21 protein-coding genes and 3 pseudogenes are annotated in these 19499 nt (G+C 35.4%); 12 read left to right on the top strand and 12 right to left on the bottom strand.

Features of this window, described 5'->3' with window-relative positions:
- The first annotated feature begins 66 nt into the window (after nt 1-66).
- The gene (locus H5J24_RS17905) at nt 67-456 is read left to right on the top strand and encodes a winged helix-turn-helix transcriptional regulator (protein WP_068940114.1); all 390 of its coding nucleotides are present in this window, start codon (nt 67-69) and stop codon (nt 454-456) included.
- 70 nt (nt 457-526) lie between these two features.
- Here H5J24_RS17905 and H5J24_RS17900 read toward each other — a convergent pair.
- The 4 genes and pseudogenes from H5J24_RS17900 to H5J24_RS17885 all read right to left on the bottom strand — a co-directional run bounded on the left by H5J24_RS17900 (nt 527) and on the right by H5J24_RS17885 (nt 4368).
- Nucleotides 527-1248, bottom strand: a pseudogene (locus tag H5J24_RS17900) (glycine betaine ABC transporter substrate-binding protein).
- A gap of 133 nt (nt 1249-1381) precedes the next feature.
- Nucleotides 1382-2209 carry an ABC transporter permease gene (locus H5J24_RS17895; protein ID WP_228407562.1) on the bottom strand — a complete coding sequence of 276 codons (828 nt, stop codon included), beginning with the start codon at nt 2207-2209 and terminating at the stop codon, nt 1382-1384.
- A gap of 1 nt (nt 2210) precedes the next feature.
- A complete protein-coding gene (locus tag H5J24_RS17890) occupies nt 2211-3461 on the bottom strand; it encodes a quaternary amine ABC transporter ATP-binding protein (protein ID WP_068939552.1) in 1251 nt (416 codons plus the stop codon).
- A 542-nt stretch (nt 3462-4003) separates the two neighbouring features.
- A pseudogene (locus H5J24_RS17885) lies at nt 4004-4368 on the bottom strand (DUF1304 domain-containing protein).
- 65 nt (nt 4369-4433) lie between these two features.
- On the opposite strand from H5J24_RS17885, the gene H5J24_RS17880 reads away from it, so the two are divergent.
- The 4 genes from H5J24_RS17880 (at nt 4434) to H5J24_RS17870 (ending at nt 5949) form a co-directional block, all read left to right on the top strand.
- Nucleotides 4434-5006 (top strand): Crp/Fnr family transcriptional regulator, encoded by a 573-nt coding sequence (locus H5J24_RS17880; protein WP_068939550.1) that lies wholly within the window; start codon nt 4434-4436, stop codon nt 5004-5006.
- Between the two features lie 63 nt (nt 5007-5069).
- A complete protein-coding gene (locus H5J24_RS26010) occupies nt 5070-5249 on the top strand; it encodes a hypothetical protein (RefSeq protein ID WP_346729922.1) in 180 nt (59 codons plus the stop codon).
- Nucleotides 5246-5500, top strand: a complete 255-nt coding sequence (locus H5J24_RS26005) for a DoxX family membrane protein (RefSeq protein ID WP_346729921.1) — start codon at nt 5246-5248, stop codon at nt 5498-5500. The genes H5J24_RS26010 and H5J24_RS26005 overlap by 4 nt, the downstream gene beginning before the upstream one ends.
- Before the next feature lie 5 nt (nt 5501-5505).
- Entirely contained in the window at nt 5506-5949 is a 444-nt protein-coding gene (locus H5J24_RS17870; protein WP_068939545.1) for a carboxymuconolactone decarboxylase family protein, read from the top strand.
- 259 nt (nt 5950-6208) lie between these two features.
- Here the strand turns inward: H5J24_RS17870 and H5J24_RS17865 are convergent, their stop codons facing one another.
- The 5 genes from H5J24_RS17865 to H5J24_RS17845 form a co-directional block, all read right to left on the bottom strand.
- Nucleotides 6209-7177, bottom strand: coding sequence for a cyclase family protein (locus H5J24_RS17865; protein WP_096788262.1), 969 nt, complete (start codon nt 7175-7177; stop codon nt 6209-6211).
- A 362-nt stretch (nt 7178-7539) separates the two neighbouring features.
- Nucleotides 7540-8523 carry an aldo/keto reductase gene (locus tag H5J24_RS17860; protein WP_068939543.1) on the bottom strand — a complete coding sequence of 328 codons (984 nt, stop codon included), beginning with the start codon at nt 8521-8523 and terminating at the stop codon, nt 7540-7542.
- A 9-nt stretch (nt 8524-8532) separates the two neighbouring features.
- Complete coding sequence (locus H5J24_RS17855; RefSeq protein ID WP_228407561.1) at nt 8533-9288, bottom strand: type 1 glutamine amidotransferase domain-containing protein; 756 nt, start codon at nt 9286-9288, stop codon at nt 8533-8535.
- A gap of 2 nt (nt 9289-9290) precedes the next feature.
- Nucleotides 9291-9578 carry a putative quinol monooxygenase gene (locus tag H5J24_RS17850; protein WP_068939541.1) on the bottom strand — a complete coding sequence of 96 codons (288 nt, stop codon included), beginning with the start codon at nt 9576-9578 and terminating at the stop codon, nt 9291-9293.
- 16 nt (nt 9579-9594) lie between these two features.
- Nucleotides 9595-10191 (bottom strand): NAD(P)H-dependent oxidoreductase, encoded by a 597-nt coding sequence (locus H5J24_RS17845; RefSeq protein ID WP_232815746.1) that lies wholly within the window; start codon nt 10189-10191, stop codon nt 9595-9597.
- A 313-nt stretch (nt 10192-10504) separates the two neighbouring features.
- Between H5J24_RS17845 and H5J24_RS17840 the strand changes: the two genes are divergently transcribed.
- From H5J24_RS17840 to H5J24_RS17830, 3 genes and pseudogenes are all read left to right on the top strand, one after another.
- Nucleotides 10505-11251, top strand: a complete 747-nt coding sequence (locus tag H5J24_RS17840) for a metallophosphoesterase family protein (RefSeq protein WP_068939538.1) — start codon at nt 10505-10507, stop codon at nt 11249-11251.
- Between the two features lie 208 nt (nt 11252-11459).
- Nucleotides 11460-12395 (top strand): alpha/beta fold hydrolase, encoded by a 936-nt coding sequence (locus H5J24_RS17835; protein ID WP_082810970.1) that lies wholly within the window; start codon nt 11460-11462, stop codon nt 12393-12395.
- A gap of 221 nt (nt 12396-12616) precedes the next feature.
- Nucleotides 12617-13515: pseudogene (locus H5J24_RS17830) on the top strand (LysR family transcriptional regulator).
- Here the strand turns inward: H5J24_RS17830 and H5J24_RS17825 are convergent.
- Nucleotides 13489-13956 (bottom strand): GNAT family N-acetyltransferase, encoded by a 468-nt coding sequence (locus H5J24_RS17825; RefSeq protein ID WP_068939532.1) that lies wholly within the window; start codon nt 13954-13956, stop codon nt 13489-13491. The pseudogene H5J24_RS17830 and the gene H5J24_RS17825 overlap by 27 nt on opposite strands.
- Nucleotides 13957-14506: 550 nt before the next feature.
- Here H5J24_RS17825 and H5J24_RS17820 point away from each other — a divergent pair.
- The 4 genes from H5J24_RS17820 to H5J24_RS17805 all read left to right on the top strand — a co-directional run bounded on the left by H5J24_RS17820 (nt 14507) and on the right by H5J24_RS17805 (nt 17613).
- Entirely contained in the window at nt 14507-15382 is an 876-nt protein-coding gene (locus H5J24_RS17820) for an aldo/keto reductase (protein ID WP_068939530.1), read from the top strand.
- A 176-nt stretch (nt 15383-15558) separates the two neighbouring features.
- Nucleotides 15559-16620 carry an NAD(P)H-dependent flavin oxidoreductase gene (locus tag H5J24_RS17815; protein WP_068939528.1) on the top strand — a complete coding sequence of 354 codons (1062 nt, stop codon included), beginning with the start codon at nt 15559-15561 and terminating at the stop codon, nt 16618-16620.
- Between the two features lie 66 nt (nt 16621-16686).
- On the top strand, nt 16687-17115 hold the full coding sequence (locus H5J24_RS17810; protein WP_232815745.1) for a lipocalin family protein: 429 nt from the start codon (nt 16687-16689) through the stop codon (nt 17113-17115).
- Between the two features lie 63 nt (nt 17116-17178).
- Complete coding sequence (locus H5J24_RS17805; protein ID WP_141395612.1) at nt 17179-17613, top strand: lipocalin family protein; 435 nt, start codon at nt 17179-17181, stop codon at nt 17611-17613.
- Nucleotides 17614-17714: 101 nt separating this feature from the next.
- Here H5J24_RS17805 and H5J24_RS17800 read toward each other — a convergent pair whose 3' ends face one another.
- Together H5J24_RS17800 and H5J24_RS17795 are read right to left on the bottom strand one after the other, a co-directional pair.
- On the bottom strand, nt 17715-19052 hold the full coding sequence (locus H5J24_RS17800) for a UDP-N-acetylmuramate--L-alanine ligase (protein ID WP_068939522.1): 1338 nt from the start codon (nt 19050-19052) through the stop codon (nt 17715-17717).
- A 6-nt stretch (nt 19053-19058) separates the two neighbouring features.
- Complete coding sequence (locus tag H5J24_RS17795; protein ID WP_068939520.1) at nt 19059-19496, bottom strand: hypothetical protein; 438 nt, start codon at nt 19494-19496, stop codon at nt 19059-19061.
- Nucleotides 19497-19499 lie beyond the last annotated feature (3 nt).

Raw genomic sequence — 19499 nt, 5'->3', positions numbered from 1 at the left:
AAACGGGAATAGTTTATATTTGCTACTAGTTAACAAATGGTTACTAGTTACCTTGATGAAACTATTATGGCAAAAATTATTGAAAACGGAACCGAAAGAGAAGCAACCTGTACTGAGGAATTATTCGCTATGCGGGATAGTCTGGATGTTCTTGGTGGAAAATGGAAATTGATGATCCTTCGTTATCTGACCAACAGAACGGATCAGCAGATTCATTTTAAAAAGCTTGAACGTGGTATTGACGGAATTTCTGCTAAAATGCTGAGTAAGGAATTGAAAGAATTGGAAACAAACCTTCTGATTACAAGAACAATTCAGGATACCAAACCTATTACGGTTACCTATGCGGTTACAGAATATGGAAAATCAGTACTTCCGGTAACAGAGACACTGGTGAACTGGGGGTTGCTTCATAGGGAGAAGGTCAAGAAATCGATGAACTCTTCTGCATCTTAAAAAGGCAATAAAAAATCCTCAGACTACAATAGAGTTGAGGATTTTTGATTATCACAGCTGATTGGTCGAATTATTTTTTATCTAACCAGGTATTGACCAGTTCAGCATGTTCTTCCACCCATTTTTGTGCAGTGGCTTCTTTATTTTTACTGTGTTCCATTTGGATTAAAAGATCAGACATCGTTTCATCATCAAAATGGAGTTTAGAAAAGAATTTTGCCAGTTCCGGATGATCTGTACTAAAGCTTTTTCTCGCATAGGTTTTGATCTGTTCTGCTTCACCAAATATTTTTTTAGGATCGTCAAGAAACTTAAGTTTCATTTTACCAAACATCCAGTGGGGCTGCCATCCTGTTACCACAATCCATTGTTTACGCTGTATAGCGTTCTGTAATTCGGTGATCATGGCAATGGTGGAGGAATTGATTTGTTTGTAATCAAGCTTATAATCAATAATCGCTTTATCTGTTCCTGTCGTCAATCCTGCACCTTTTTCAATCCCGATAATTCTGTGATTGAACTGTTCCTGATGTTGGTTAAGGTCTTCAATAGACTGAATAGGAACATATTCAGGGACTACCAATCCAATGCGGCCATTGTCATAATTGGTTCCAAGATGTGTTAATCCAGGAAATTTAGCCAGCTTTTTAGCGTGGGTGTAAGGAAGCCAGACTCCCATAAAAGGTCGGTATCTTCATTATTCATTGAAGCCAGAATCATATCTGTAGAAGCTTTCTGAATAATGACATGATAGCCCTGCTGGTCCAGAATGGCTTTGGCAACATGAGTCATCGCTACATCTTCAGCCCAGCCATCTACCATTCCTATGGTAATATATTTAGAGTTTTTTATGTTTCCACATGAATGTAATGCAGCCAGTGCGATCATTAAAATGGGAAAAAATAGATATTTTAATTGTTTCATCTTATTGTTTTTTCTTTACAAATCCCTGGGTAATCCTATCGAGGATAATCGCTAAAATAACAACGGAAAGTCCGCTTTCAAATCCAAGTCCGATATCCAGATTATTAATTCCTTCCAAAACTTTTTCTCCTAATCCGCCTGCAGCAATCATTCCGGCAATCACAACCATGGATAATGATAAGAGTATGGTTTGGTTAACCCCTGTTAAAATAGTTTTCATGGCCAGAGGAAGTTCTACTTTAAATAATATCTGACGGTTGGTTGCTCCAAAAGCACGGGCTGCTTCTACAATATCTTTCGGTACAGATTCAATTCCCAATGTTGTTAAACGTACCGCTGGCGGCATAGCAAAAATGATGGTTGCAAAAGCACCGGGTACTTTTCCGATACTGAAAAATAGGACAGCAGGAATCAGGTAAACGAAGGCGGGCATAGTTTGCATTAAATCCAGTAAAGGGCGGATAATTTTTGCTGCGATTTTGTTTTTAGCGGCTAAAATTCCAAGAGGGATAGAAAGAACAAGAGCTGTGATGGTTGCTACGAAGATAAGTGCCAATGTTTCCATCGTTTCTTTCCATAATCCCATCATAAATATCAAACTCAGCCCTGCTGCTGTAACAATGGCAATACCTTTTCCGGCTTTCCATAATGCTAAAAGGGTAATGAAGAGGATAATTACATAAAAAGGAGTGTTTATCAATACCCATTCAATCCCCATGATCGAGGAGTTTCCTATATGCTTTATAACATCAAATACAGGTTTCCCATTTTCTGTGAGCCAATTGATTGCAGTTTCTACATATTGACCTATATCTATAATTTTATTCATCTTATTGGTTGTTTGCGATTTCTTTTAATTCAATGATTTCTTCTTCGTTAAATTTGGTAGCTTCTATGACAAGAGATAATTGGGTAACAAGACCTAAAAATTTATTGTTTTCATCTACAACAGCAATGGCAGATTTACTTCCTGAAATTAAAGGCAGCATTTCTTCTACCGTTACTTCAGGATAAACAGAAGGTACATTACTATTGATAATGGATTCCACCGTAGGTTCTTTCTTTTTGGCAATTCTGACAACGTCGTTAAGCGTTACAAAACCAAGGAATTTGTTTTGGAAATCTACAACAGGTAAGTTTTCTAATCCTGTTGCTCTCATTTTTCTTAAAGCGCCTTCGGGACCGTCTTTCCTAAAACGTACAACGGTTGCTTTATCAAACATTAAAGATCTTGCGGTGATAATTGTTTTACGGTCTACTTTCTCTACAAATGCCTTTACATAGTCACTTGCTGGGTTGGTTAAAATATCCTCAGCACTTCCTATCTGCTCTATAACCCCATCTTTCATAATGACGATACGGTCTCCGATTTTAATGGCTTCATCCAAATCATGGGTAATGAAAACAATGGTTTTTTGTAAAGTGTTTTGCAGTTCCAGCATCTGATCCTGCATTTCAGATTTTATCAAAGGATCAAGTGCCGAGAAAGCTTCATCCATCAACAATACTTCCGGATCATTGGCCAAAGCTCTTGCTAATCCTACTCTTTGCTGCATTCCCCCAGAGAGTTGTGAAGGATATTGGTTTTCGAAACCGTTTAAGCCAACAATATCCAGGGCTTTCTGCGCTTTTTCATCCCGAGAGGCTTTGCTTTCACCTCGGATTTCAAGTCCGAACCCTGCATTATCTAAGATGTTATGATGGGGAAGTAATCCAAATTTTTGAAATACCATGCTCATCTCTGTTCTTCTTACTTCCAGAAGTTCTTTATTGTTTTTACCGGTAATATCATCGTCATTGATATATACTTTACCCGAAGTAGGCTCATTCAGCCTGTTAAGACAACGCAGTAAGGTAGATTTTCCGCTTCCGGACAAACCCATGATAACAAAGAATTCCCCTTCATAGATCTCAAAACTCGCTTTGTTGATTCCTACTGTACAGCCTGTTTTTTCAAGAATTTCCTTTTTGGAAAAACCTTTGTCTAAAAGTTCCTGTGCTTTTTCTTTGTTTTTACCAAAGATAATAGTCAGATCTTCAACTTTAAGTTTTACTTTTCTACTGTTTTCATTTTTTTCCATATTCAGAATTTTTAATTAATAATTGATATACAATCTGGTATATCATTACGTGATTAAACATTTAATCTTTTGGTGTTGTTCTTTGGGTGACGAGTATAAAAAATAATTTGCCAAGCTTATAATGATAAAAGCTTATAACAAAAAAATAAGAGCATAAAGCCCTTAGCCTTATGTTTATTTTAAATATTTCAATAGATTTTACTCTAGAAAAAGAGTGTCTTATGTAAAAATAAATTAATCTTTTACATGAATTCTATAATTAAATTACTGATGAGGTAATAAAAGATATGTGTACAGAACAACTTGAATTCATACATTTCATCAAAATGCAGGCCAGTATAAAAAACCTGTGTATCAGATTTTTACGGCGTTGCAAATTTACGAATTTTATTTTAAATGGATTTTTGGGGACCTAAAAAGCTGGTTTTAAGTTATGTTATGGAACGAAATACTCATGGTAAATTTTCCTTTATCATTAAAGATAAAAGTGGTTTGATAATCCTGATTTTTTGGAGAAAATCCTTACAAAATGATCAATGCAATTACTTCAGCAAAACAGCAATAATGGCTAATAAAGCTGGAAGTGCCTGAACAAAAAGATTTTCTTTGTAGCAGAAACAGCACCATAAATACCCGCTATAGCCACACATCCTAAAAAGAAAAGTGCAATATTATCCTGCCATTGTGGATCTTTAATCAGAAAAGACCAGATAAGCCCGGCAGCCAGAAAACCGTTGTATAATCCCTGATTGGCGGCCAACCCTTTTGTAGGTTTAAACATTTCAGCAGGTAAGGCAGCTTTGAAAACTTCTTTTCCTTTGGTTTCCCATGCGAACATTTCCATCCAAAGAATATAGAGATGTTCCAGTGCAACAACTGCGATCAGAATTTTAGCAACGAGTTCCATGATTTCATATTTTGTCATTGTAAAACTAAAAAAATAAAGTTAAGTTTGAGTATTCAATTCTAAAGATGGATAATTTCAAGGCACATTTAAATAAATTCATTACAGTAACTGACGAAGAGTATCGTTCAGTTTTTTCATTTTTTGAAGTATTGAAGGTGAAGAAAAAACAAAGTCTGATGCTGGAAGGAGAGGTTTGCAGGAATATGTATTTTGTGGTGGAAGGCTGCCTGAGAAAATATTTTATTAATGAAAAAGGAGTAGAGCATACAACACAGTTTGCTATTGAAAACTGGTGGATTACTGATACATTTGCTTATGAAAGACAGTTGCAGACAGATTTCAACATTCAGTCTGTAGAAAAATCTACCATTCTTGTCATTGATTTTAAAAGTCAGGAACTGTTGCTTGAAAAACATCCTGAGATGGAAAAATATTTCAGAATTATCTATCAAAGGGCTTATGCTGCTTCGGAAAGAAAACTCCGCTACCTTACTGAATATTCAAGGGAAGAGTTGTATGTACATTTCAGTACGCTGTATCCCTGGTTTATACAAAGGATTCCTCAATATCTCATCGCTTCATTTCTTGGTTTTACTCCGGAATATTTAAGTGAAATCAAAGCAAAATTACGTTCTTAAACCAGTTTAAGTTTTTTACGGATCAGATATCGGAAATTTGTCATGTGATTAAAAGCTAATGCAATGACAAATACACAAAATCAATTTCCACAGCTATTTTTAAGACTGGCTCTTTCTGTAACGATGCTTTCCGCAGTAGCCGACCGATTCGGATGGTGGAGTGCAGAAAATTCATCATGGGGAAATATGAAGAGTTTTGAAGAATACACAAGATCACTGACCTTTTTCTTCCTGAAGCTTTGAGTACTTTCTCCACGTATGCTGCCACATTTTTTGAAATTCTATTTCCATTATTGCTGATCGTAGGTTTTAAAACCAGAATTGCAGCTTATGGAAGCAGTATTTTATTGCTGATTTTCGCCGTATCAATGACAATTGCATTAGGTTCTAAGGCCCCACTCAATTATTCAGTCTGGGTGGGAAGTGCTGCGGCTCTTTTATTAGCTGTTCAGCAAGGATATTCTTTTAGTATTGATCAATTAACCAAAAAATAAATATAATGAGCGCAAGATTAAATATTGCAACAGTAGATTCAGCAGCGTACAAAGCAATGATGGGATTAGAAGGATATTTACAAACCACTTCTTTAACCCATATTCAGAAGGAATTAATTAAAATCAGAGCTTCACAGATTAATAAATGTGCTTTTTGCCTTGATATGCATACAAAAGATGCTCTTAAATATGGGGAAACACCACAAAGAATCTTCATTTTAGATGGGTGGACAGAAGCCAAGGAGTTTTTTACAGAAGAAGAACAGGTGCTTTTGGCAATGACAGAAGAGATTACATTGATAAGTGACAAAGGATTAACTGAAGAAACCTATCAGAAAGCAAAATCATTTTTTGATAACAATCAGATTGCACAGATTATTATGGCGATTGTGACGATCAATGCATGGAATAGAATTGCTATCAGTACACATATGCCGATAGCAAAATAATGGCAAAGTATGGATGCTGGGGAGTTTGGAATGGGAGATTAATGAAGCCTGCATCATTTACAGACATTTACTTTATTTAATAAACTAGCCTTTCAAAACTGAAAGGCTAGTTTAATGCAAGAAGCAAAGTGAGATTGTAACCCTGTTTTAAGGATTAATTCTAAAATAAATTCTAAAGGTTAGTTTTATTTTTTCAAAACCGGAATTACGTTGTCTCTCTTTTTTAGTATGTTATAGGTTTTAAGCGAGATCTCTATCTTTAGTAAATAGCGACAGGATTCACATTTACCTGAGTAGATCCTACATACAGAGGCTGCCCCAGTACAAATAAAAATTCCCAAACTTTTTGCTTAACCAAAGGACGGCTGTCAATCAGTTCCAGATTATAGATTCCTTTTTTAGCCAGCATATATTGGTTGATGGGAAACTCTTCTTTACTTTTTGGGTTGGGATATACTTCTGAAGCCCAGGTATCACCACCAAAAGCAACAATGCCCTGGTCAGCTAACCATTTTGCAGCTTCCATCCCGATTCCAGGTTCTGTTTCTAAGAACTGTTTGTTGTCTTTACCGATCAGTTCGAGCCATCCCGTATTGAAAAGAATAACATCTCCTTTTCTTAGTGTAAGACCCTGTTTCTTTAAAACAGCTGTGATATCTTCAACAGTAAATTCTGTTCCACCAGGCACAATTGCTTTTCCATAATGTCTCACCATATCAAGGACTATACCTCTGGTGACAAAGGGGGGGACTTTTTCAACACCTAGCTTTTTTACACCTTCTACAGTTACAAAATCAGTTGCTTTATTTCCGTTATAGTAAACGTTATCAATCCCGATATGTCCAATCCCGTTAAGCTGAGTTCCTACGCCTGTCCATCCATTGACTAATTCGTCATTGAATGTAAACTTGTTGGGACCTATACTTTTTCCGCCCTGTTCTCCGGGTTGGATGTTGTATAGATTGAAACTTCTGTGTCTGAAAGCGGGTAAGTTTTTATCAATAGGAACAGCAAGTGCTAATGTTTTACCTTGTTTTACCAATCCAAGTGCTTGTTTTACTACTTCGGGTGTTAATAAATTGGCAGCTCCTATTTCATCCTGAGCTCCGTAAGCAGAAGGATACCATGATTGATCTTCTGGATTAACAAGGATTTGAGCGTTTAATGAAATACTATTTATAGTCAATAAGGTGATTAACCCGAACATTTTGATCAGATTCTTTTTCATTTTTTTATGATGTATAGGGTGAATTAATAAGGGAAGTTGGAAGCTGGAGGAGGAGAGTTGTTGAAGTCTATGAACAACTGGCATTCTGTATATTTAAATATGCTTCCTATTTTATTTTTCTTGGTTGAAAAGAAGGGAAGTTGGAAGAGGGAAGTTTTTGAAGTCCGTAAGCAAGTGATATTTTATTGATCAGATTGTTGTAATGATTTAAATTAACAAACTGTAAGTTAACAATACACGCTAGTATTTTCAACTTCATATTTACATCTTACAGTCTGATAATAATTGGGTTCAAAGGACTGAAAGTTATTAATAACCTCATAGTACTTCTGTCCTCCCTCTTCCAGCTCCCAGCTTATATATTAAATCTCGCTTAAAGCAGAATTGATGAAGTTCAATTCTTCGTGAGAAAGAGTGATATCCATCGCTTTAGCATTTTCAACAGCTTGCTGGGCGTTTCTTGCTCCTGCCAATACTACTGTGATTGCTGGTTGCAGGGTAGTCCATCTTAATACCAGTTGAGAAAGGCTGGCTCCTTTTTCCTGAGCGATAGGTTCAATTTTTTCTAAGAAATTTTTTACTTTATTTAAATCAAACTGAGAGAAATAGCCGTTTCTGTGGTCGTTGTCTTTTAGTTTGTTATCCTTGAAATATTTACCTGTCAAAAGACCTCTTTCCATCGGACTGTAAACGATGATTCCTGAATTGTTTTCTAAAGAATAAGGAACAAGGTCAGTCTCAATAGTACGGTTCAGCATACTGTAAGAAACCTGGTTGCTCGCTAATTGTAAAGTTCTGTTAGCCTCTTCCATTTGGGCTACACTGTAGTTACTTACTCCGGCAGCACGAACTTTTCCTTGTTGGATCAGTAGTTCCATGGCCTCCATAGTCTCGCTGATCGCTGTTGTGCTGTCGGGCCAGTGAAGCTGTAAAAGGTCGATATAATCAGTACCCAGTCTTTTTAAGCTTTCTTCAACTTCTTTAATGATGTTTTCTTTAGAAGCGAATTTATAAACCGGAATTGATTTTCCTTCTTCTTCAGCATCAAAGAAAAATTCTCCTTTTCCGTTGTTGCTTCCGTCCCATACCAAACCAAATTTAGTTAACAACTGGATTTTTGAACGGTCTTTTCCTTTAATGGCTTCACCAATCATTTCTTCACTTAATCCGAAACCGTAAAAAGGAGCCGTGTCAATAGAAGTTACTCCGTGATCCAATGAAGCATGAATAGAGTCAATAGAATCCTGTTTTTCATTACCGCCCCACATATTTCCACCGATGGCAAAAGCTCCGTGAGTAATTGCAGATAGCTCAAGATCGGTGTTTCCTAATTTTCTGTATTCCATTTTTTTGTTTTATTTATTATTGAGTTCTTTTAAAATTGCTTCTCCAACACTCTTGGCAGATTGTGGGTTTTGTCCTGTAATCACTCTTTGATCAGTTACCACATGGTTTTGCCAAAGTCCTGACTTTTCAAATTTTGCCCCTCTTTCTTTTAATTTGTTTTCTAGCAAGAAAGGAACAACATCTGTTAATTGTACTGCAGACTCCTCCTCATTGGTAAAAGCATTGATCTTTTTCCCATCTACCAGATATTTTCCGTTATTCAGTTTGATATTAACTAACCCTGCCGGACCATGGCATACCCCTGCTACAATACCTTTATTTTCATAAATTTTTGAAGCAATATCTGCCAGTTCAGTATTATCTGCCAGATCCCACATGGCTCCGTGTCCCCCTGCATAAAAGATGGCTGAGTAATCTTTTGGATTGATCTGTGATGGTGTTAAAGAATGATCAATCTTGTTTTTGTATTCTTTATTTTCCCAAAACTCTTTATTTACAGGATCTTTTAAATCAAATCCGTCTACGGGTGGAGTTCCGCCTTTCGGACTTACAAAATCAATTTCATAGCCTGCTTTGTGAAGAACCTCCCATGGGTGAGAAACTTCTCCTAAGTAATATCCCGTATCTTCTCCTGTACTGCCTTTTTTGTCATGGCTGGTTACAACGAATAATATTTTCTTTTTCATATTTTTTGATTTTTTGGTCTGTGCCTGTACAAATCCTATGGTAAAGATTGTCAATAGTAAAAACGCTATTTTTTTCATATTTAAATGATATGAGTGAGATATATTTGTGGCTTCTCCTGAAGTTTTTCATCTACTAAAGCTCCGAAAGCCTGAATGTAAGGCTGTTGATTATGTTGATTCAATCCTTCTTGGCTTTTCCAGATTTCATAGAAAACAAATTCGTTTTTATTTTCAATTCCCTGGTGTAGGTTATAAAGCTCACAAGCTTCTTCTTTTCTTGTTTCTATTACCATATTCTGAAGAACTTCCAACACCTCAGTCTGATACTCTTCTTTGGCTTTAATAATTGCGGTAAGGTGAATTTTCATTATACTAATTCTGTTTTTAATTCTTTTTAAATACGTTTTTTACATGGTCTCTGTAAAGCTTCATATCACGCTCTATGTTGGCATTTTTTTCAACATCATGGAAGTGGAAGCTGTCCATTTTTTTTAAGGATACAAAAGCGTTCATTCTATGAAAACCAAATAAAGGTCCCTCATCTACACTTTTTTCATCAAAGAATTCCCCGGGAAGTGTAAACGCAGTTGCAGGAGCATTCCAGCTTGTTGTCAGCATATACTTTCTGCCGCCAAGCATTCCGCCAGTACCATAGTTGATCTCCGGATTGGCAGCATTTCTACCGTCACTCATATAAATACCTTTGGCGTGGCCTGCTGTAAATACTTCATCTATATATTTTTTAAATCCATTCGGAAGCTGAAACCACCAGATTGGAGTATGGTAAATAATATAATCTGCCCAAACAAATTTCTCTACTTCTTCATGCTTGTCATAGCCTTCGCTTATATTGGTGATTTTTACTTCTACGTTCTCAAATTCTTTAAGAACAGCTATTGTATTTTCTGCGATGGTTTGATTATATTTTCCTCCGGAATGTCCGAAATTTTGTCCTCCGTTAATGATTAGTACTTTTTTCATTTTTTTATGATTGTTTAAATTTTACTCTGCAAAGTTAGGAGGGTTGATTGTATAATAAAAATAATATAAATTATAGTAATGTATCAGAATATTTATAGTTTAATTATAGCTTATTATCAATTGTGAATAGTCAGTACGCTTTGCTTGTCAATTTTTAAGGCAAAGGCTGCTTAGTTGTTAAGAAGTATTGACGATTGACTAAGTAAAACAAAAGTTAATTCTTAATAATTGTTATTTCATGGTAAAAAGTCATGCTATATCTGAACTGAAATTCCTGTTCGTCTTGTAAATTTGATTAACAAATTGACAGAGAATGATACAGATAGCAGTTTTCAGTGATGTACATGGGAATCTTCCGGCTTTGGAAGTGGTGTTGAAGGATATTGAACAGAGGGGGATTCATCAGAAATTCTGTTTAGGAGATTTGGTTGATTTTGCCCCTTGGGGAAATGAAGTGATAGAAAAGATGAAGAGACTGAACATTCCCTGTCTGCTGGGAAATCATGATGAAAGAATTGCTTTCGATCTTCCTGTTTTTCCTTTATCTAAACATTCTGAAGAAGAAACAGCGGCAAGATTTATTGCGATAGATCATTCTAAAAAACATATTACAGAAGAGAATAAACAGTTTCTTGCCGAACTTCCTTTTCATTTAAAATTAAATTATAAAATAGGTAAAAAACATTGGAATATCCAATTGGTGCATTCCAGTCTTACGAGCAATGATACTTATTTGTATGAATCTGAAAATGATGAGATTTTTATGAATATGCTTGAAGATTCAAATGCTGATCTGATTGTAATGGGACATACCCATTTATCTTTTACAAAACAGTTTGAAAATAAAAAATGGGCAGTAAATTGTGGTTCCGTAGGACGCTCTAAAGAAGAAAACAGGCTGGCTTCCTATTTAATATTGAATTTAGATGATGAAAAGATCATTCCTGAAATTGTACAGTTAAGTTATCCACTTGAAGAAACTCTTCATGCGATTGAGAAAAGTGGAATTCCTGATTATTATGCTGATTTTTTAAGCAATAAAGAGATATCAATAAGATAATCAATAGAATGTTTTCTTCCTTTTTTTGATTTTTATTTGATTGATTTATAGGTTTTTGTAACTATTCGTACTTTTGCTTGCAGGTAGTCGAACTCATTTTATTCATTAAAATGAGTTCGACTACTTTTATTAAGACATTTTTCATGATTCTCTGAAGGATATTTGCAATAGATTATTAAAATCAAAGTCAAATTAAAATTTAGAAATCATGAGAAAAGCAATTCTTTTTATTTTTTTACTATTATCCGTATTGAGTTTAGCACAATTACAGAAAGTAAAAATAGATACCCTCTTAACGCCCGAAATTGGTGGAATAAAACAAGCTATAGATATTAAAACAAATGATGCAGGTAAACCTGTACTTTTATTTTTATCAGGGGGTCCGGGAAGCTCAATGAGAAAAAATGCGGACTCTTTTACAAGTCTTTTAAAAGATAAATTTACCATCGTTCAATGGGATCAGAGAGATGCCGGAAAAACCCTTGAATTAAATCCTTCTCCCGTTCAGCCATCAGTTGATCTCATGGGAAAAGATACCTATCAGGTTATCAATTTTCTGAGAAGAGAATTAAAACAGGAGAAGATATATCTATTAGGGAGCTCTTGGGGAAATGCTTTAGGTTTTTATATTGTTAGGAATCACCCTGAACTTTTACATGCCTATTTTGCAGTGAATCCAGTTGTCAGTCAATTGACAAGTGAGAAAGAATTGCTTAGTATTTTAAAAGATCACTTTAAAGAGGAGCCTGTTGCCAGTAAAGAATTGGCAAGTGTACACATTCCTTTCAAAGTTGATGAAGACTTATTTTATTTAAGAAAATGGCTTTTTTATAAAGATGGTAAACAGTATGTAACAAGTGACGATTTCAAAAAAGGATTTCTACAGTGGTCAAAAACATGGTCACCTGCGTGGAACGAAGTGATGAACATTGATCTTCCAAAAACCTTAAAAAAAGTAGAATGTCCTATTTATTTTTTTGTTGGGAAAAATGATATTCAAACTTCTACCAGAATTACAACGGAGTACTTTCAAAAAGTAAAAGCACCTAAGAAAGACTTGTTCTTATTTGAAAATTCAGGACATCAGATCCATAAAGATGAACCGGAAAAGTTTCAGAATACAATCATTCAGATAGTAAAATAATCTGAGTTCAGGGAACGGAAATTAACAGGAAGAGTCTGGAGATATAGGAGGGAAGTAAAAGATAGCTTCCCTCTTACGGCTTCCTGATCTTGTTAAGGACAAAAACAGATGAACCTGGATATATACTACCATGAAAATGATTAACTAATTAGTATATTTTGAAATGGTATTAGTATTATAATTATTTTGTAATTTTATATCATAATATTAATAATTAAACCATGGTCAATTTAGAATGGTATCGTACTTTTAAGGCGATCTATAAAACCGGGACACTTACAGGAGCGGCAGACGCCTTATTCATTTCGCAGCCGGGGGTGAGTTTACACTTAAGTTCACTGGAAGCTTATGTCGGATACAAATTATTTGACAGAACGGGTAGAAAAATGATTCCTACGGAGAGAGGAAAAGTATTATTTAATGCCGTAGCAGAACCGCTTACCAAGTTGGAAGATGTAGAGAAAAATTTTCAAAAATCTACAGAAAAGCATACCCCAACGATTAGTGTAGGAATGTGTTTTGAAACCTTTCAAACCACTTTGGAGCAATATGTTTCTTCACTGCCTTTCAATCTGATTATCAGTTTTGGAGAATATCCTGAAATGCTGGATCAGCTGGACAAAGGAATCCTAGATCTTATCATCACTCCCAAAAAAGGGTCTTCACCTAATATACAGCATGAAGCATTTTCTTCTGAACAGATCATTCTTGTAGGGGGAAAAGAAGTAGATACAGATGCGTTTAAAAAAATATTAAAAACAAAGGATATTGAACAGATCGAAGCGTGGCTGAAGAATGAAAAATGGTATGGGACAACCGGAGATATGGAACATCTTTTCCAATTCTGGACTTTAAATTTTGGTCATAAACCGAACTTTCGCCCCAATTATATTGTTCCTAATCTCAATTCTATCATCCGTTGTCTGAAAGGAGGAACAGGATTGGCCGTTGTTCCGGATTTCTTATGCAAGAATGCTATTGAAAGCGGAGAGATTCAGCTCATCTGGGAAGGAAAAAAAAATTAGAAAATACCTTGTATTTTGGATGTAGAAAAAATACTAATTATCAAACGGAAATAGAACATATTAAAGGACTATTCCGCAAGGTAATGGGTAAGTAGAATCATATCGCGCATCTGCAGGCCGTTTTCATAAATCGGGGATGGGTAATTCTCTATAAAAAAATCTTTACGTATCCCTGTTTTTATAAAACCATTTCTTTCATAAAATCTGATTTGCTGAAATCCTGTATCTGAAGTTCCTACACTCAACATTGTATAATGATTCTTAAGAGCTATTTCTTTGGCTTTATGGATTAGAATGCTTCCAAGTCCTTTGTTTCTGTAGCGTTCAATCACTGCAATATTTTTGATCTCAAGTTCCGTATCACTGTTTTTGTACAATGCTATTACTGCAATACTTTTGGTTTCGTCAAGTAAAAGATAGATATCAGATTTGAAGATGTATTGATCAATAGCTTCTTTGGTCTCATCAGCTAGCAATAGCAATTTATAAGGGATTTCTGAATCTTTGGTTATTTTGTTAAAAGTATACTGTTCCATTTGCAGGCTTATATGAAGGATTTAAGAATCATCACTTCCACAAAAATAAGGAAAATTGAGACTAGATTCCAGTCACAGATAGAATTGTAAATGGTTTTTGAGGTTGGAAATCGCAAGGACGCAAAGAAGTTTAAATAATATGTTGTTATTAAGGCGCAAGAAGATCAAAAATCTTTAGCTAGAATGAAACAGCTAATCTTCCACAAATATCACAGATAGCTTATATAGAAGTTCAAAAATCTATGGGGCTAAATCTTTTTCTGAACCACATAGGAGATGCATAGAAAAGTTAGGCGTGAATAATTTTATTCGTGCATTAGTGGCATTAAAATAAACAGCATTCAATTTTATCGCAGATAAAAATCTTGCGCCTTAAAAAGGATGTCGAAAGGAAAAATTTCTTTGCGCCTTTGCGCTTTCCAACCTATTCTCAAACACTCATTAAATAACATTTTTTTAACAAAAAACAGTAAAATTGGTAAGTACAGATTCCGTTTTTTTATTGCAAATTTGTTTAATCACTTTATATTAATAATTAAAATAAAGATTTATGCAAAAGAAAATCTATACAGGACAGCCTGTAGTGACTTTAAATAACGGAGTAGATATTCCTGCTTTAGGCTTTGGAGTATGGCAGATGGAAGACCTGAAAGAATGTGAAAATGCTGTTATCAAAGCTATTCAGACAGGATATAGAATGATTGATACAGCAGCTATTTACCAAAATGAAACGGCAGTAGGAGCAGCGGTAAAAAACAGTGGGGTAGATAGGGACGAATTATTTATTACTTCTAAAGTCTGGGTTCAGGATCATGGATATGAACAAGCGAAGCGTGCATTTCAGAGAACATTAGACAGACTTCAGATGGATTATCTGGATATGTACCTTATTCACTGGCCGTATGGTGATTTCTTGGGAACCTGGAAAGCTTTGGAGGAATTGTATCAGGAAGGAAAGATTAAAGCAATCGGGGTTTGTAATTTTACTATTGAAAAGCTTGAAGAACTAAAAGCCAACTCAACCATTCTTCCGGTTATCAACCAGATCGAGCTGCATCCGGTTTTCCAGCAAAAAGAATTGCAGGTGTATGACAGAGAGAATAATATTATAACACAGCCTTGGAGTCCGCTAGGAAACGGAAATGCAAACCTTTTAAGCAATACTGATCTGAAAGCAATTGCTGAGAAATATGGAAAAACTGTGGCTCAGGTAATTCTGAGATGGCATTTGCAGGAAGGTTTTGTAGTGATTCCAAAATCTGTAACACCATCAAGAATTGAAGAAAACTTTAATGTATTTGATTTTGAACTGACAGAAGATGAAATGAATGTTGTTCGTTCTTTGGATACCGGAAAAAGATTGTTCTTTGATCCGAAAGATCCGGAATGGGAGCAAAAGATGCTGAATTCTGTAGCAGATATTTAAAAAATAAAAGATTAAAATACTTCCCACAGATTGCACAAATTTCACGGATTAAAAATCTGCGTTATCTGTGAGATCTGTGGGAATTTTATTTTCTGTTCAGGAGTGAGTAATGTCATATCCTATTGAAATTGAAACATTCTTGTTTTTTTGTACCTTTTTAAATAAAATCAATTCTTATGTTTTGGCCGGATACAATCAGTAAAAAATTAGGAGTGAAATATCCTATTATTCAGGCTCCGATGTTTGGAGTGAGTACGGTAGAGATGGTGGCAGCAGCAGCCCGTGCTGACTGTCTGGGATCTTTGGCGTTAGCTGACCTTTCAGCAGATGAATCTATTAAACTTATTGGGGAGACAAGGAAATTAACTGATAAGCCTTTTGCTGTTAATATTTTTGCCCATTACATTCCTGAAATAACGGATGAATTAAAAGATAAATTTAGCAAAACTAAGCTGTTTTTAGAGCTGCTAGCGAAGGATAATAATATTGAAATTACGCTGCCTGATCTTGAAGATTTGAATATTAATTCTTATCATGACTTGGTAGATCTTGCTATAGAGGAAAATTGTAAGATTATAAGTTTTACTTTCGGAAATCTGGATACTCAAAGTATTCAGAAGTTGAAAGAGAATGGAATAACACTGATTGGGACCTGCACTTCTGTAAGTGAGGCCCTGCTTTTGGAAAAATCAGGAATAGATATCATTTGTGTACAGGGAACGGAAGCAGGAGGCCATAGGGGAACTTTTGATCCGGAGCATGTTCCGCAGATTGGAGGATTGTCTTTGTTATCCCAGGTGTATGATCAGGTACAAGTTCCACTGATCTATGCAGGGGGAATTTATAATGGAAAAACTTTACAGGCTGTAAAAGAATTGGGAGCTCAGGGATTTCAGGTGGGAAACCTTCTGTTAGCTTCTCAAGAAAGTGCTTTACAGGCTTTTGAAAAAGAAAGACTCAAAAAGGTGAGAGAAGATGAGATTATGTTAACCAAAAGCTTTTCAGGTAGGTATGCCAGAGGAGTTAGAAACAAATATATTGAAACCGTTGAGGATTCTGAGTATATTTTACCTTACCCTTATCAGAATAAACTGACCAATGCCTTGCGTAAAGCTGCAAAATCGAAACAGAATACAGATTTTGTGGGTATTTGGACAGGGCAGTCTATCCATAATTACAGTGAGCTTTCTACTGAGGAAATCCTGAGAAATCTCATATTTCAAGTACAGGGGAACTAATGGCGATTGTAGTATCTTCGGGGTTTAAATACAATTTTAAACTTTAACTATGAAAAAATATTTCTGATGCTTGCAGCATTTTCTGCAATGGTATCGTGCAGCAGCAATGATGATGAAGCACAAACCAATAATGCTTCTATTATTGGAAAATGGTATATCGATAAAGCTGAAAAGTATACATCAGGAAATAAAAAGACGGAAGTTAAAGTTTTCAGTGAGTGTGAGAAAAAAGGTACTCATGAATTCAGAGAAAAGGATATGACTTCCACAACGTTTGCTCCTGAAAATAATAACTGTGTACAAACAGACATTGTTACCAGAACCTATACCTTTGATCCGGTGTCTAAAAAGTTCTGGTATGAAGATGAGAAAGATTTCCCTTATACCATTTCTCAATTAACTCAAACAGATATGGTCTTGGAAGATCATCTTGAAGATATTGATGGTGACGGAATAAAAGATGTGATCAAATTTTATTTTAAAAGAATCAAATAAAAAAGCTGAGCAAAAGGAATTGCTCTTACCTATAGACTATTTTATCTTTTACAAAAAATAACCATGAAAAAAATATTTCTATCTATGGCTATATTTTCTGCCATAGTTTCTTGTAGTGATGATGATACCGTTCCGGAACCAACCATTGTTGGAAAATGGAACATTGGAAGGTCAATAACCTATCAAACCAGTACAGAGAAAACGATAACTCAGGAACCAAACGGTTGTAGTGTACTCAATACGATTGATTTCAGTGAGTATGAGGCAAAATTAGTAAGGTATGCTGCTAAAGATAACAAATGTGTTGAAGATTTTGCTGTTACCATGAAGTATACCTATAATCCCCAGACCAAGAAGATAAAGCTTGAGGATAATATGAATATTTCTAATACGGTTATAGAGTTAACCAAAATGAATATGGTTATTGAACAACGCATAGATATAGACATGGATGGTGTTCCGGATATTATCAAGACCTATTTGACCAAAGTTAAATAAATTAAAAACTCCCTTCAGTTGAAAGGAGTTTTTGTTTTATACAGAAATTTGAGATATTCTTCATTTTCAAATTCTCAAATTAACAGATTTTCAAATTGAATTTACTTCGTCAGATCCAGTCCCCCAAAGTTTCCTGAGCTCATCATCAGATAAACTCCATCGGTTTTATCCAAAGTATTCCAGTATGCGTGAAGGTCATCAGCATTAGTGAAAACTCTTAGACTTTCATTTTTAAACTTTTCTTTAATGAATTCCGGAGAGATAGGTTCCATTCTTTTGATCTTTAAAGCATCTTCAGAATAGAAAACAATCGCTTCATCCAATCCGTCCATAGCGTGATCATATTGCTCTAAAAATGCAGGATTTAAGCTAGAGTAGGTGTGAAGCTCAAGGAAACCATATTTCTTTTCGTTTTTAAACTGTTCTTTAAAAGCTTTTACGGCAGCCTTTACCTTGCTAGGTGCATGGGCAAAGTCTTTATATAATGTTCCTTTATCTTCTCTTTCTACTTTTTCAAGACGTTTAGACGCTCCTTTAAAGCTCATGATGGCTTCATAGAAATCCTCATCCATTATTCCAAGCTGTTGGCAGATGTGTCTTGCACCTTCCATATTCAACAGGTTATGTGCGCCAAAAACAGAAAGCGGAACATCTCCCATTTCAGTTTTTAAATACACTTTTCCATTGCTGATTTCGTATTCAGGAGTTTTGTAAGGAATTTTTCTGAAATAATTTTCAGCATTTTCTACCACCTTCACTACTTCAGCATCTTCTTCATTGTAAACTAAAACACCACCAGGAGTAATGCTTGCTACAAATTTTCTGAACTGCTCGATATAATCATCAAAGGTCTTGAAAACATTGATGTGATCCCAGGCAATTCCACTCATTAAAGCAATATTCGGTTGGTATAATAAAAACTTAGAACGCAGGTCGATAGGAGAAGAAAGGTATTCATCACCTTCCAATACCATAAAATCATTATCCTGAGTCAGTTTTACCATACAGTCGAAACCTTCCAGCTGAGCGCCTACCATGAAGTCTACATCTTTCTGATGGAAATTCAGAACATGCAGAATCATTGAGGTAATGGTTGTTTTCCCGTGAGATCCGGCAATTACGACTCTTGTTTTGTTTTTAGACTGTTCGTATAGAAATTCCGGGTAAGAATATATTTTTAACCCTAATTCTTTTGCCTTTGCCAGTTCAGGATTGTCCTGATGGGCATGCATTCCAAGGATCACAGCATCAATATCCGGAGTGATTTTTTCCGGGAACCAGCCCATTTCCTGAGGTAAGATTCCTTTTTTTTCCAATCTGGATTTTGAGGGTTCAAAAATAGCATCATCTGAACCGGTAACCTGATATCCTTTATCTTTTAATGCGATGGCAAGATTGTGCATGGCGCTTCCGCCAATAGCAATGAAGTGGGTTTTCAATTGTATTTACTGTTTTTTAACATTAGTATTAATGATCTGCTGGAAAGCCTCAATAATATTATTCCAGTTCGTCTGATAATTAGGAATAATCATACTTGCATCCGATTTACTGCCTTCATTGGGGCCTTTTTTAATATTAATCGAAGTAGAGATATTATCGTATAATTTCTTACGGTCTTCCTGTATTCTTCTGAAATTATTTTGGGAAAGAACCTGATCCAGTTTCTTCAGATCTTCATTGGAAATTTTAAAATCCTGTTTGTATTTTTTTCCCTGGCCTTCAAAAGAATAATGTACGTTATTGCCTTTAATAAGCAGGTTTTCATATACAGGAGCAAAGCCGCCACTTTTCGAATAACTGATATCAAAATCCGAATATACTTTTTGGCTGTTGCACGAAACTAATACTATGATGGCGAATAAAATTCCGATTATTCTGTTCATAAC

Source organism: Chryseobacterium capnotolerans (assembly GCF_021278965.1).
Taxonomy (GTDB): domain Bacteria; phylum Bacteroidota; class Bacteroidia; order Flavobacteriales; family Weeksellaceae; genus Chryseobacterium; species Chryseobacterium capnotolerans.
The sequence above is the reverse complement of the archived record's forward strand: the minus strand, read 5'-3'. Positions and strand labels throughout refer to the sequence as shown.